We start from the raw sequence: 13,674 nt of genomic DNA, 5'->3' as shown, positions 1-13,674 counted from the left end.
GTCCTTCGGAGAGCACCTTGGCGGTGACGGGCGCCACTGCACCTCCGTGATAACTACGTGACTCCGGGTGACACCGGGCCCCCGGTGTTGCCGCATCGCGGAGCACCCCGAGGGCCCGACGACCAGATCTACCCAGATCAAGGCCCATGGACCACCCGCACCCGGGCCAGTTACTCTGCGCACCCGCGGCTCAGCGATGATCCGTGGATCGGCGGCTCCGGGTCGCACCTCGCCGGTGTTGCACTCGCGTCCCGACCCGGGATCCTCCGTGACCGCGGGCTTGGCGTCATCGCAACACCACGCCGTGGCCGACCACGCCACGGAGCGGACCGGACACGTACGTCGCCGCCCGCCGTACCCACTGCGAACTCGCCCGGCGCCGCCGAGCGTCGAAGGACGCGATCGCGACCGCCGCTCCGGAGGGAGACTCGGAATGCTCATCGCCGCACTCGTGGCGGGCGCGCTGGCCTGCATGCTCCTCGGCCTCGTCCTCGACGAGATCGTCTTGGCTTACGTCGCGCTCGGGGTCAGCCTGCTCGGCATCGCCGTGCTGACGGCAGCGAACGCCTGGAGGCGGCGAACATCGCCGAGCGGAGATTCAACCGCGAACCAGTACGGATCCGCCGGACCGACATGTCCGGACGGAGCGGTCACTCCGGAGCAGCCCGAGCCTGTGGTGACGGAGGCCGAGGCCGAGCCGCCGTCAGGGATCTCCACGAGCGACGGGACCGAACCCGGAATCGAGGATCCGAGCGAAACGCACGTCGTGCACGTCGTGCCCGGGCGCCGGCGCTACCACGTCGCGGCCTGCAGGCTGCTGAACGGGCATTCCAACGAGTCGATCACCCTCGAGGAGGCCCATGAGGAAGGGTTCAGCGCCTGCACGACGTGCGTTCCCCACGGCGCTCAGCCGGCCACGAACCCTGCATGTCCCTGAGGTGGCGCAATGGTTCGGTCACCATTTCGCGCTGGATCGTTCCAGACGGGTGACCCGATTGCAGGCGTACCCCGATAGGCGGCACGAACGTTGTTCAGGTGCGCCCGCGACTGCCGTGGGACGGCTACCGACGCCACCTCGTCGTAAGGCCACGACACCGCCGGGAGGTCAGCGTATGACCGGATGGAATCGCCTTCCCGACCGGTTCCGCGCCCGGCAGGTTCTCGCAAAAGGGCCGCAGTCCGGGGCTCTCATCGCCGACGACATCTCGCTGGGCTCGCCGGCATTCGTCCGCGTCATGCCCGCTCGTCGGCTCAACAGGGACGTCATGGAGTACATCGAGGACGCCGGCCGCAGGCTTGAGGGCGGAACCGGTCCTCACGCGCAAGTGCCGAGACTCGAGGCCTTCCGCTCGGACCGGGTGGCTTTCATCAGCCGGCCGTACGTGGCCGGACAGACTCTCGACGAATGGTCAGCCGATCCGCCTAGTCAGCTCGACGACTTTCTCGATGTTGCTGTCATTGCCGTGAAGAACCTGACCTTCCTCCATACGGCGGGCCTATCCCACGGAAACCTGAAACCCTCCAATGTCGTGGTTGCGGACGGGCGTGTCACTCTCCTCGATCACGGGTTGGCCCGGCTGTCCGGCGTCCTGGACTACAAGGCCAAGACGCCCTCGCCCCTCACACCTGTAGTGGCAACTGAATCCCCCGCCGATGATGCGTCCAGCCTTGCCTCGTTGTTGCTCCACGCTTTCGAGCGAGTTCTGGCGGCAAACCCGCCCGCCACCACCGCCCTTGAACAACAGCTGAACCTGTTCGTGCGGATGGCGCTGGAGCGACTTGCCGGCCTGCATGGCGGGTACACCATGCTCAACGCCGCCGTCCGGGACCTCGAGGACCTGGCCAAGGCATGTCGCTCGGGCAATCTCTCCAGCGTCAGCATCGGCTCGCACGACATCCGACCCGAGCTCGGAACGGCCGCATTCGCTGCCCGTCCCGCCGAGTGGTCCAAGCTCACCGTCGCACTCGAACGCGCGCAGATCGATCGGACGCAGACAGTGCTCGTCGAGGGAACTGCCGGAATCGGTAAGACTCGCCTCCTGCAAGAGTTCGCTCGATGGGCTGACGCGGAGCATTCCGCACGGGTCATCTACGTCAAGAGCGAGCCCGCAGTCGCAGCCCGACCGCACGTCGTACTGTCGTCTTTCGCCAGAGCGCTACACCGCTCCCGGAGTAGTGCGCGAGATATCGACGGGGGGCAGGAACAACAGTCCTCCGACTGGGTCGAGCACTTCGAGGACGGTGAATTACCGCCGCAGAATGCAGTTCGGACGGACGAGGCGGCCAGCCAGTTGGCGACGTCTCTGGGCGAGCTGGCGACCGCTGAGAGCCCGGCGCTCGTCATCATCGACGACTGTCACTTCGCTCGCCGCGAAGACATCCTGCTGCTCCGGCGCCTTGCCGAGATCGCACCCAAGATCGGTCGGGGCGTCGTCCTCGTCTTCGTCTCCCGGGGGCCGGCCGACACCGAGAGCCGTATGCCGCTGATCGAGACCGAACACATCGTCCGCGTGGACTCCCTGCCGCCCGATGCCGTGCGAGCGATCCTCACGTCCATGGCAGGACGAGTCGACGATTCCGTCGTCGATGGCGTGGTCCGATGGGCGGGCGGGAGCCCGCTGCTGGCCCAGAACGCCTTACGATTCCTCTCCGACAACGGCGCAGTCGTGCCCGGACCCGATGGCTGGACGAGCCATGGGCATCTCCCGGCGCCGCCGGAGGTGCTCGCCGAGCGCGTCCGGTCGTTGCCGTCCCACCTGCGGGCGATCCTCAAGGTGGCCGCCGCCATCGGGTTCCGGGTCCGGATGGACATCCTCGCCGGCGCGTCGGGGAAGTCCCGTTCGTGGTGCGCCACGGTGGTCGTCGAGCTGGCGCGCCGTGGGTTGCTGAACGAAGATCTCGAAGAGCGCCCCGGACCGGGCGGGCAGGGGACCCGCGAGTTCGTGTTCACCCATGACACCGTCCGCGAAGAAGCGCTCGCGGACGAGGCGGGCGTCCCGCTGAGCGTGGTCCATCAGCAGGTCGCCCGGTCAATGATGGAACTCGGCCACACCGACGAGTTCGACCTCGCCTTCCACCTCGCCGCGTCCGGGGATCTGGCGGCCGCATTCCCGCACGCGGTCACCGCGGCCCGAACAGCCCGGCAGCGCTACAGCCTGGGCACGGCGCGCGAGTACTACGAACTCGCCACTGCCTTCAGCGAGAGTGACGATCTGCTGCGAGAGCTGGGCGAGGTCCTCATGCTGGACGGTTCATATGTCGACGCGATCGCCACGCTCGGACGAGCCTTGGACCTCTGTCCGGAATCAGATATCGTGAGCCGCGCACAGATATCTCGACTGCTCGGTGAAACTTATTTCAAGACCGGCAGCCTCGAACCGGCTGAGCAATATTTTCTGCAGGCGCTACGGGTACTGGGCGAGCCGCTTCCACTCGCAGATCGCGGCTTTCTGCTCGCCTCGATCAAGGAGTTGATCAGATCGGGCACGGGCGGCTACTTCCCGCGTCGCCTGGTCAAGCGAGATGTCGAGCACGCCACCCTCAAGGCAGCGGTGTTCAGCAACCTCGCCTACTGCTGGTGGTTCCACAACAGCATTCGCGCACTTTGGGCCCAGGGACGGGAAATGGCCGTGGCCCGGCACTGTCCGGCCGAGGGACCGCAAAGGGCCCACGCGTACGCCACCCATGCCGTGCTGTGTGGGCCGCTCCTCGGGCGAGCCCGGCGAGCTGCCCGCTACGCCGAGCGGGCAGTCTCGATTTGCGCCCAAGGAGGCGACGAGTGGGGTAAGGCCCACGCCATGCACCTCTACGGGGTAGCACTTGTCGCCTCCGGCGAATATCGACGTGCTATCACCTTGCTCACCGCGGCGGTGGAGGGATTCGATCGGACAGCGGACCGCTGGGAAGCGCACACATCACGGTGGCATCGCGCGCTCGCGTTATACCGACTGGGAGAGCGAGAGGACGCTGCCCGAGAGGCCGAGGAGGTGCACAGGCTGGCGAAAGCCATCGGCGATCGGCAAGCGACCGCCAGCGCCATCTGTATCCGAGCGCTCGCCCGCGACGGTGAGGGACTTGACGAGAACGAGGGCGCGGATCTGCGCGGTGGGTTCGATGTGCAGTCGGCCCTCACCTACGAGCTCGGACGCGCCATCGCTCTTCTCGGCGCCCACCGGCTGGCGGACGCCGACGACGTCCTGAGCTACGCCGCCACGGAGATTCGTCGCCGCAGGCTACTCAACTCGTATGTGACGCCGATCCTGTCATGGCGCGCCACCGTCGCGCGTTGGCAGTCCGAGGTCTCGCCCCCTGGAAGTGTTGCGGCGCGCCGGTGGGCAGTCCGTGCGGCGGTGCGAACGGTCACCGCCGCCGCTGCCAGCGGCATCTACCAAACCGAACGCGAGCATGTCAGACACGAGGTGAAGCAATGGCCGTCGATGGTCAGGCACGCGTACCGACCGACGTCCGCTCTATGACCCAGCAGCCCTCCGCAGATGCGCTCACCTGTGCACCCGCCCCGACCGAACCGGAGCTGCGTGCCGTGGTGGCGCCAGGCACCTCGCGAGCACAGCCGGAAATGGGTGCGGATAACCACGACACGCAGACCGCGATCTCCGTCATTGTGTCGCTGCTCGTTGCCGCAGTCCCGGTAGATGACGCCGCGTTCATCGAAACGGGCCCCACTGCAAATGGTCCGGTCCGGATCGTCGCAGGAGCAATGGCCGACGGCGACCTTGAATGGCTTCACACGAAGGGGCATCTGAGCCGACGAACGGACGCGACCTGCGTCAGGTTTCAGACCCGGCCGCCCCGCTGGGCCACCTTTCTCGCGCTACCCGTGCCCGGACGCCTCGACTCCGTGCTAGTAGCCCGACGGGAGCGCGGCCTTCCCTGGTCCGGCGAGAACCGACGCGTGGCGATGCTGACCCGGGAGTGCCTCCGCCGGGTACTTGCAGCGGAAAATGTGGCCGATACGATGTCGACCTCGCTCATGATGAGCGAAGAACTTTTTCGGACACGGCTGGCCGCCGAGCTCCACGACGATGTCGGCCAGCGCCTCTCAGCCCTTCTGATAGAAGCCCGGCGGCTGCAGAACAGCCTGGACCGCTTGAACATGAAGCCACCAGGGGATGCGGTCAACTGGATCTATGAGCAGTTGCGCGAGTGCAACCAAGTTGTCCGCGACCTCGTGTACGAGACGTCCGTACCAGCCCTGACCGAACTGGGGCTCCCCGCTGCTCTTCGGAATCTCGTGGAGCGCCGGCAGGCGCGTACCTCGTTGACGATCAGCTATTCGTGCGACATCACCGACAGCGAGCACGATCTGTCCTACAAGGACCTGCCCCACCCCGTTCAGGTCGCGTGTCTGCGAATCGTTCAAGAAGCAGTGACGAACGTGACCAAGCATGCCAGTGCCATGCACTGTGCCATCACCTTGACACTCAGCGATTTGACGTTGTCGGCGACCATCGAGGACGACGGGGTCGGCCTGCCTGTCACGAGCACATCTGGCGGGTTCGGCATGACCGGTATGCGAGAGCGGGCCGCGGTACTGGGCGGCCGCGTGTCCGTACGTAGTGATCCTGGCGGGGGAACCGTCGTGAACGCCATCCTGCCGATCCACTCCGGCACTCAGACCAAGGCAGTCCACAGCGCGTGAAGACGCACTCTCGGCGAAGGCAATAAATGGAAAAGTTGCGAGTCCTGCTCTGTGACGACCACCGGATGTTCCGCGAAGGGGCCAAGCGGATCCTCGACGACGAGGCTGACATCCGAGTCATCGGAGATGTTTCTTCGATCGAAGAGGCCGTGAGCCTCGCCGTCGGACTGACACCGGCCGTCATCATTCTCGATATTTCGTTGCACGGCGGCGCAAGCGGCTTGGACGGAATCCAAACACTTCGAGAACAGTGCCCCGCGGCCAAAATCCTGATGGCATCAATGCATCAGGAAAGCTCCTTCGTTCGGGCAGCCTTCGAGCGCGGGGCGTCTGGATACGTCACCAAGGACGCGGCGGCCGACGATCTCGCTGCAGCGGTGCGAGTGGTATCCCTGGGCGGACAATACGTTCCTGAGTTCGTCTCGGAACAAAAGACAGCATCCACCCACTTGACCGCGCGTGAACGTGACGTCTTGGAACTCCTGGCCGCTGGCCACACGAATGCGGAAATTTCCACGGTCCTCCATCTCTCGATCCGGACCGTTGAGACGTATCGCTCACAGCTCGGCCGCAAGCTTAGCGTTAGTAGCCGAGCGGATCTGATTCGGGTAGCTAAAGTGCAGGGCCTTCTCTAGTCGTTCGCCCACGATATCTCCGTTCGTCCGCGGCCACTCGACTATAATATCTATCGGAGTTCCAACGAAAGGTTCCGGAGCTGCTTGTGGCCATTCTGGCAGGCAAACTCGGTACGTCAGGTCGGCTCGGCCGTCGGCTTCTCGCTGGTAGGGGCGAGCGTATGCCCATTCGTCGAGCAGGGGTGCGGTTGAAGCGTCCGGCATCGGCGAGGCTTGCCGTCAGTTTGCGGCCGGTAGGCGCGGGCACGTTTGTACACGATGCCGGCCGCGGTGAGGGTGTCGCGCCACAGCCGTGAGCGGAGCAGGGACCGTTGTCGGTGAGCACGCGCGAGACGGTGATTCCAGCTGCTGTGAAGAACGTCTGCCCGCGGGTCCAGAACGCTGCAGCGGTCTCGCGGCGCTCGTCACCGTGGATTTCGGTGTAGGCCAGCCGGGAGTGCTCGTCGACGGCGTTGTGCAGGTAGGCGTAGCCCACCCCGGGGCGGCGGTTACCACCGGCACCTCATTCTCCAGGGCCGGTGAACCCGGCTGAGACCCATCGAGCCGACGGCCCGTGACACGACTCGTGACACGAGATTCTGTCAACCAGTGTGGCCAGAGGCGACTAGCACCTGCCACGCGGCAGCGTTGATGCAGGTCAGGCGTGGGCCCCCGGGGGATCGAACCCCGAACCCGCGGATTAAAAGTCCGCTGCTCTGCCGATTGAGCTAGAGGCCCGCACCACCACCCGCCCGCGGTGCGTGCGCCCAGCCTACGGGTCCACCACGTCCCGTCGCGCGGGACTCGCGCACCACGTCACACCCGCGGAGGGACCACGGGGCCCACGCCTCGCGTCGCGTTCGAGCACAATGGTTCTCCGTGACCGTGCAGGACCTCGTTCAGACCCCCGCACCGCAGGAACCCGTGTCCCGGGCCACCCCTGTGGTGAAGCCGCTGCGCATCGGGCCCTACCAGGCCGACTCCCCGGTAGTCCTCGCGCCGATGGCCGGCATCACCAACCCGGGGTTCCGGCGGCTGTGCCGCGAGCAGGGTTCCGGGTTCTACGTCTGCGAGATGATCACTTCCCGTGGGCTGGTCGAGAAGAACCCGCTGACCCTGCGGATGATCGCGATGGACCCCGACGAGTCCCCGCGGTCGATGCAGCTCTACGGCGTGGACCCGGCGGCGATGGGGCAGGCCGTCCGGATGATCGTCGAGCGCGACCTCGCGGACCACGTCGACATGAACTTCGGCTGCCCGGTCCCCAAGGTGACCCGCAAGGGCGGCGGGGCGGCGCTGCCGTTCAAGCGGCGACTGTTCGAGCGGATCGTGCGGGCCGCCGTCGACAACGCCGACGGGCGCCCGGTCACCGTGAAGATGCGGATCGGCATCGACGACGAGCACCACACCTACCTCGACGCCGGCCGGATCGCGGCGGACGCGGGGGTCGCGGCCGTCGCCCTGCACGCGCGGACGGCGTCGCAGCGCTACTCGGGCACCGCGGACTGGTCCGCCATCGCCCGGCTCCGCGACCACCTGCCCGCGGAGCTTCCCGTTCTCGGCAACGGGGACATCTTCAGCGCCGACGACGCACTCGAGATGGTCCGGCGCACGGCATGTGACGGTGTGGTGGTCGGCCGCGGCTGCCTCGGCCGTCCGTGGCTCTTCGCCGATCTCGAGGCGGCCTTCGCGGGCCGGCCGCTGCCGACCCCGCCGACGCTCGGCGAGGTCGCGGTGACCCTGCGCCGGCACGCCGTCCTGCTCGGCGAGCACATGGGCGTCGACAAGGGGATCCGGGACGTCCGCAAGCACATCGCGTGGTACCTGAAGGGCTTCGCGGTGGGGTCGGACGTGCGGAAACGTCTCGGCCTGGTCAACAGTATCGACGAGCTCGACGAACTCCTCGCCATGCTGGACCTCGACCAGGAGTTCCCGCCCGACGCGGAGGGCCCCCGCGGCCGTCAGGGCTCCCCGGGGCGCGTCGTCCTCCCCGAACACTGGCTGGACGACCCGGAGGACCCCTCCGTCCCGTTCGGGGCGGAGCTGGAGCACTCCGGCGGCTGAGCGCACCCCGGTGGTGATCTTGCCGACGGACGGTGCCAATGTCTTCGCCCGGTCGGGTGGCGTGCCGCGCGAACGGGTGCGGTGATCCCATCCACCTCAAGAGTCCCGTACGTCACGACGACATACCGGATAGGAGTCGGGGAGGTGATCGAGCGATGGACGCCGTCGGCATGATCCGCACGTTGCCGCACGAGGGCCGCGACGCCGAGCCACGCCCGGTGGACGCACTGCCCCCCGACTCCCCGCGCGCCCGCGCCGCCCTGCACACCGCCGCGGCGGAGCGGCTGGCCCAGCAGCACCAGTGGCAGCAGGCCTACATGCACCTGCAGGCCGCGGTGGAGCTGCTGCGCGGGGGGACACCACCACCGGCACCCACGACGAGCTGGACCGCCTGCGCCGTGAGCACGCGGAGGCACGCGAGCAGTCGCGCCGGGACAGCCTGACCGCCTCCTACAACCGCCGCTACCTCGACGAGCGGCTCGCCGCCCTGCTGGGCGACCTCGACGACACGGCGCTGCGCACCACCGGGATCTGCGTCGCGCTCGTCGACATCGACCACTTCAAGCTGGTCAATGACACGCACGGACACCTCTTCGGGGACCGGGTCCTGCAGCGGATGGTCGCCGAGCTCGACGCGGCGCTGCCGGACGACGCGTTCTGCGCCCGCTACGGCGGTGAGGAGTTCGCGCTGGTCCTGCCCGGGCGGGCGCTGGGCGCCGCCGTGGACATCTGCGAGACGGCACGCGAGCGCATCGCGCACCATCCGTGGTCCGAGCTGCATCCGGAGCTGCGGGTGACGGTGAGCATCGGCGTCGCGCACGCCGTGGGCGTCCCGACCGAGGTCGAGCGGCTCATCGGCGAGGCGGACATGCTTCTGTACACGGCGAAGGAGGCGGGCCGCAATGCCGTCGCCTACCGTGCCGGGCACGTCCGGCTCGCGGGGCCGGCCAGCGGGCGGCGTTCGATCCCCCAGCCCGTCCGCACCACCGGCTGACCCCCGCACCGTCCGCCCGTGACGGCTCCGTAAACTCCCACGAGGGGCGGACGGAGCCGGGAGCTGGCTCGGCCGCCCTTCCGTGTGTCCGGACGAGCCGCGCAGGGTCGGGAGGTGGCGTGCAGGAGCAGAACGACCGCGCTCCCCGCGACCCCGGCCCGGACCGTCGCCGCCGGCACCGGGACCCCGCCGACCAGGACGCCCCGGAGACCGACGTCGGCGACGACGTGCTCGCGCGCTACGGGCTCCGGTCCCCCACCGCGGACCCGCCCCCGGCCGGCGCGGGTGGACGGCGGCGACGTGCCGTTCCTCCCGCCGATCCGGATGCGCAGAGTCCCGGCCCGCCCGGTGGCGGGCCGGCCCGGCGCCTGACGCGGCGCGAGGAACGCGAAGCCCGTGAGGCGGCCGCACTCGGCAGGTCCGGTGGTCCCGGCCAGCCCGCCGGGGCACCTCCGACGGGCCCGACGGCCTCCCGGCCGGGGTCGCCCACTCCCCCGCCCGCGCGCGCCCCTGCTCCCCCGGCGGGTCCCGCGCCGGCGGGCCGCCCGCAGTCGACCGGGGTGCGGCGGAACGGAGCCGCGCCCCCCGGAGTCCCGGGACGACCCCGCCCGGACGCCGCCGGAACGGTTTCCGCCCGGATGGCGGACCTCCGCGCAACACGCCCTCCGGCGCCGGTCCGGAGAACCCGGACCCGATCCCTCCGCGACCCCGCAACCAGCCGGAACCCGGCCGACCGCCCGCCGCCGGCCCGCCCGGCGGCACCCCCCGGCCCGACGCGTTCGGCGGACCCGGCCCGGCGGCGCCGGGTCCGCTGGGAGCGGCCTCCACCGGCCGGCCCGGCGGCCCCCCCGACCCGACGCGTTCGGCGGACCCGTCCCGGCGGCGCCCGGCGGACCCTCCACCGGCGTACCGGCCTCGGCCGGCGCTCCCGTGGCGCCGGGCGCGGCCGAGGAGACCGTCCGCGTCCCCGCGGCCACCCCGACCGCGCCCCCGGCCGCCGAGGCCGCGGACGAGACCGCAGCGCGCACGGCGGAGGAGGTCGAGGAGACGACCGCGCTCGCCTCCCGCGTCCGGCGCATCGACGAGAGCCTCACCCGGCTCACCGCCGCCCACGCCGGGATGGCACTGCAGACCCGGGAGGGCGAGGAACCCGGGCCCGACGAGGACGAGTCCGCGGAGGCACCGGCGACCCCCACCCGTCGCCCCGTGCTCGCGGTGAAGATCCTCGTCGCCGCCGTCGCGTTCCTGCTGTTCGCGGGCACCGCACTGAGCTGGGGCGCGCTGCGCTGGATGGAGTCGACCGTCCGGCCCGTCGACGCCCTGGACCCCACGTCCGGCTCGATCGTCGACGCGGCGGCCCAGGCGGGCGACGACACCGTGGTGGTCCTCGGCACCGCCTCCGGCAGCTCCGGCGACACGGCGCGCACCGGCACCCGGACGGACACGGTCGTCCTCACCCACGTCGCCGCGAGCGGGGACCGGGTCGTCACCGTCTCGCTGCCGACGGACCTGGAGATCAACCGGCCGCCGTGCCAGCGCTGGGACCAGAACGCGGCCGCCTACCTGGACGAGACGGTCCCGGCCGAGACCCGCACGACCCTGGGGTCCGCCTACGAGGTCGGCGGCCCGCGCTGCACCGTCCGCGCGGTGCAGCAGCTCACCGGCCTCGCCGTGACCCGGTTCGTCGCGCTGGACATGCCGGGGGTCAAGGACATGGTCGACGCGCTCGGCGGCGTCGAGGTCTGCGTCGAACGGCCGGTGGTCGACGACCGGCTCGGCCCCGTCGTCCCGCAGGCCGGCACCACGACCCTCGACGGCGAGCAGGCCGTCCGCTTCGCCGAGGCCTCCGCCGTCCCCACGGACTCCTCACCGGCGTTCGGCCAGGCCCAACGCCAGCAGCGGCTCCTCGCCGCGGTGTTCGGCGAGGCCCTGTCCACCCGCGTGCTGCTCTCCCCCGGCACCACCCGCGACGTCGTGACGGCGCTGGGCCACAGCATGCTGGCGGACAACGCGGGCATGCAGGACCTGCTCGCCCTCTCCACGGCCCAGCGCCGGCTCGATGCCGACGGCGTCACATTCGTGCCGCTGCCGGTGAGCGGTGTGCCGAACACCCGCGGCAACCTCGAGCTGCGCACCGGGGACGCGAACGAGCTGTTCAGCGCGATACGCAAGGACCGGCCGTTGCCCGAGTCCGTGACGGCACCGGCCGGCCGGTCCAGCGCCGCCGCGCCGGACAGCGTCACCGTCGACGTGCTCAACGCCGCCGGCCGCGACGGGCTCGCCACCCAGATCGGGACGACGCTGCGCGGCCTCGGCTACGGCGTCGGGGCCGTCTCGAACGCCCCGGAGCCCTCGGCGGACACGCTGGTGAAGTTCTCCCCGGACCGCTCCGCGCAGGCGCAGGCGATCGCGGGACTCGTACCCACGGCCCGGCTCGTGCCGGACACCGGGACCAGCGGCTCGCTCCAGCTCGTCCTGGGCACGTCGTTCGACGGCGCGGTGCGCACGCCGGCGCTGGGCGCGGTCGCGCCCGCGGCGCAGCCGGCCACCGCGCCCCCCGCGACCTGCGACTGAGCCGAGCTCGTTTCGCCGAGGGTTCACCGCCGGTTCATGTGCTACTGCTGCCACATAGGTCACAGCCCTCTAGGGTGGTCGGTATGCGTGACGCGTACCAGGAGCAGCTCGACGGGCTCGCGGACGGCCTGGCCGGGATGTGCACCGACGTCGCCGTGGCGATGGAGAAGGCGACGCGCGCTCTGCTCGAGACCGATCTCCAGCTCGCCGAGCAGGTGATCAGCGAGGACCTCCAGATCGACAGCATCCGGGACACCGCCGAGGAGCGGGCCTTCGCCCTGCTCGCGCTGCAGGCCCCGGTCGCCACGGACCTGCGCATCGTCGTCGCCGCGATCCACGGGGCCGGGGACATCGAGCGGATGGGGGACCTCGCACTGCATGTCGCGCAGGCCGCCCGCCGCCGCCACCCACAGCCCGTGCTGCCCGCCGAGATCGCCCCGTACTTCGCGGAGATGGGCAGGGTCGGGGTCGCGCTGGCGACCAAGGCCGGCGAGGTCATCCGGTCCCGGGACATCGAGGCCGCGGCGGCGCTCGAGGCCGACGACGACGCGATGGACGACCTGCACAAGCACATGTTCAACGTCCTGATGGATCGCAACTGGTCACACGGCGTCGAGGCCGCTGTGGACGTCACCCTGCTGGCCCGCTTCTACGAGCGCTACGCGGACCACGCCGTGGCCGTCGCGCGGCGGATCGTCTACGTCGTCACGGGAAGCATGCCCGGCCCGCTCACCGTGTGATCCGTCCTCACAGGTTTGGCGCACCGTTCATTCGGGGGACATGTCGTCATGTCCTCGCACACGTATCGCGTCACCGAGATCGTCGGCACCTCCCCCGAGAGCGTGGAGGAGGCCATCAAGAACGGCGTCTCCCGCGCGAACGAGACGTTGCGGCAGCTCGACTGGTTCGAAGTCACCGAGATCCGCGGCCACATGGTCGAGGGCGCCGTCGACTACTTCCAGGTGGGCATGAAGGTCGGCTTCCGGCTCGACTCGTGACGTTCACCCGCCATTCACCGGATCCGGGTCCGCTGTCGGCCCGGGCTTCCTAACGTCACGCTGTGCGCGACTCACTGGAAGCCCTGCTGGACCAGCTGGCCGACACCCTGACCCTGCTGGGCCACGAGGCCGCGATCGCCATGCAACGGGCGACGGCGGCCCTGGTCGACTGCCGGCTGCGACTCGCCGAGCAGGTCATCTCGGGCGACACCGACATCGACGACCTGCGTGCCCAGGCGGACGAGTTCGCGACGCAGGCCCTCGCGCTGCAGCAGCCCGTCGCGACGGACCTGCGTGCGGTCGTCGCCGCCATCCACGTCGCGTCGGACTTCGAGCGGATGGGCGGGCTCGCCAAGCACGTCGCCACGTCCGCCCGCCGCCGGTACCCGGACCGCGTCGTCCCGGAGTCCGTGCAGCCCTTGTTCCGCAGCATGGGCGAGGTGTCCGTGGACCTGGCGCGCAAGGCCGCCGAGGTCGTGCGCACCCGGGACGTGCAGCTCGCCGAGGCGATCGACCGCGGGGACGACGAGATGGACCGCCTGCACCGCGAGCTCTTCGCCGTGCTGATGGACCCGGGTTTCGGCGGCGACGTCCAGGCCGCCGTCGACCTCACGCTGCTCGGCCGGTTCTACGAGCGCTACGCGGACCACGCCGTCGCGGTGTCCCGCCGGGTCGTCTACGTGGTCACCGGCAGCCGGCCCGGCCCGCTGGCCGTCTGAGCGCCGTTCGAAGATGCACGACGGCACTCTCGCTCATCAGGTAGGAGCGAGA

The 13,674-nt window shown here is 69.9% G+C and carries 10 protein-coding genes, 1 tRNA gene and 1 pseudogene; 10 read left to right on the top strand and 2 right to left on the bottom strand.

Annotation, left to right across the window (positions count from 1 at the left end; translation table 11 throughout):
• Window positions 1-433: 433 nt before the first annotated feature.
• The 4 genes from WBK50_RS01130 (at window position 434) to WBK50_RS01115 (ending at window position 6,294) form a co-directional block, all read left to right on the top strand.
• Window positions 434-937: a hypothetical protein gene (locus WBK50_RS01130; RefSeq protein WP_341333818.1), complete on the top strand. Its 504-nt coding sequence runs from the start codon at window positions 434-436 to the stop codon at window positions 935-937.
• A 175-nt stretch (window positions 938-1,112) separates the two neighbouring features.
• Window positions 1,113-4,475 carry an ATP-binding protein gene (locus WBK50_RS01125; RefSeq protein WP_341333817.1) on the top strand — a complete coding sequence of 1,121 codons (3,363 nt, stop codon included), beginning with the start codon at window positions 1,113-1,115 and terminating at the stop codon, window positions 4,473-4,475.
• A complete protein-coding gene (locus WBK50_RS01120) occupies window positions 4,427-5,659 on the top strand; it encodes a sensor histidine kinase (protein ID WP_341333816.1) in 1,233 nt (410 codons plus the stop codon). The genes WBK50_RS01125 and WBK50_RS01120 overlap by 49 nt, the downstream gene beginning before the upstream one ends.
• Before the next feature lie 26 nt (window positions 5,660-5,685).
• Window positions 5,686-6,294 carry a response regulator transcription factor gene (locus tag WBK50_RS01115; protein ID WP_341333815.1) on the top strand — a complete coding sequence of 203 codons (609 nt, stop codon included), beginning with the start codon at window positions 5,686-5,688 and terminating at the stop codon, window positions 6,292-6,294.
• A gap of 123 nt (window positions 6,295-6,417) precedes the next feature.
• On the opposite strand, the pseudogene WBK50_RS01110 reads toward WBK50_RS01115, so the two are convergent.
• Window positions 6,418-6,784 (bottom strand): annotated as a pseudogene (locus WBK50_RS01110) (DDE-type integrase/transposase/recombinase); the annotation flags it as partial.
• A gap of 154 nt (window positions 6,785-6,938) precedes the next feature.
• Window positions 6,939-7,011: transfer RNA gene (locus tag WBK50_RS01105), tRNA-Lys, on the bottom strand.
• A gap of 186 nt (window positions 7,012-7,197) precedes the next feature.
• On the opposite strand from WBK50_RS01105, the gene dusB reads away from it, so the two are divergent.
• From dusB to phoU (WBK50_RS01075), 6 genes are all read left to right on the top strand, one after another.
• Window positions 7,198-8,337, top strand: a complete 1,140-nt coding sequence (dusB, locus tag WBK50_RS01100; RefSeq protein ID WP_341339246.1) for a tRNA dihydrouridine synthase DusB — start codon at window positions 7,198-7,200, stop codon at window positions 8,335-8,337.
• A 301-nt stretch (window positions 8,338-8,638) separates the two neighbouring features.
• Window positions 8,639-9,331 carry a GGDEF domain-containing protein gene (locus WBK50_RS01095; protein ID WP_341333814.1) on the top strand — a complete coding sequence of 231 codons (693 nt, stop codon included), beginning with the start codon at window positions 8,639-8,641 and terminating at the stop codon, window positions 9,329-9,331.
• 930 nt (window positions 9,332-10,261) lie between these two features.
• Complete coding sequence (locus WBK50_RS01090; protein ID WP_341333813.1) at window positions 10,262-11,905, top strand: LCP family protein; 1,644 nt, start codon at window positions 10,262-10,264, stop codon at window positions 11,903-11,905.
• An 83-nt stretch (window positions 11,906-11,988) separates the two neighbouring features.
• The gene (gene phoU, locus WBK50_RS01085; protein ID WP_341333812.1) at window positions 11,989-12,645 is read left to right on the top strand and encodes a phosphate signaling complex protein PhoU; all 657 of its coding nucleotides are present in this window, start codon (window positions 11,989-11,991) and stop codon (window positions 12,643-12,645) included.
• Between the two features lie 48 nt (window positions 12,646-12,693).
• Window positions 12,694-12,903 carry a dodecin gene (locus WBK50_RS01080; protein WP_341333811.1) on the top strand — a complete coding sequence of 70 codons (210 nt, stop codon included), beginning with the start codon at window positions 12,694-12,696 and terminating at the stop codon, window positions 12,901-12,903.
• A gap of 62 nt (window positions 12,904-12,965) precedes the next feature.
• Complete coding sequence (gene phoU / locus WBK50_RS01075; protein WP_341333810.1) at window positions 12,966-13,622, top strand: phosphate signaling complex protein PhoU; 657 nt, start codon at window positions 12,966-12,968, stop codon at window positions 13,620-13,622.
• The last annotated feature ends 52 nt before the right edge of the window (window positions 13,623-13,674 follow it).

Origin of the sequence: Pseudonocardia sp. T1-2H (assembly GCF_038039215.1) — a bacterium.
Taxonomy (GTDB): Bacteria; Actinomycetota; Actinomycetes; order Mycobacteriales; family Pseudonocardiaceae; genus Pseudonocardia.
The sequence above is the reverse complement of the archived record's forward strand: the minus strand, read 5'-3'. Positions and strand labels throughout refer to the sequence as shown.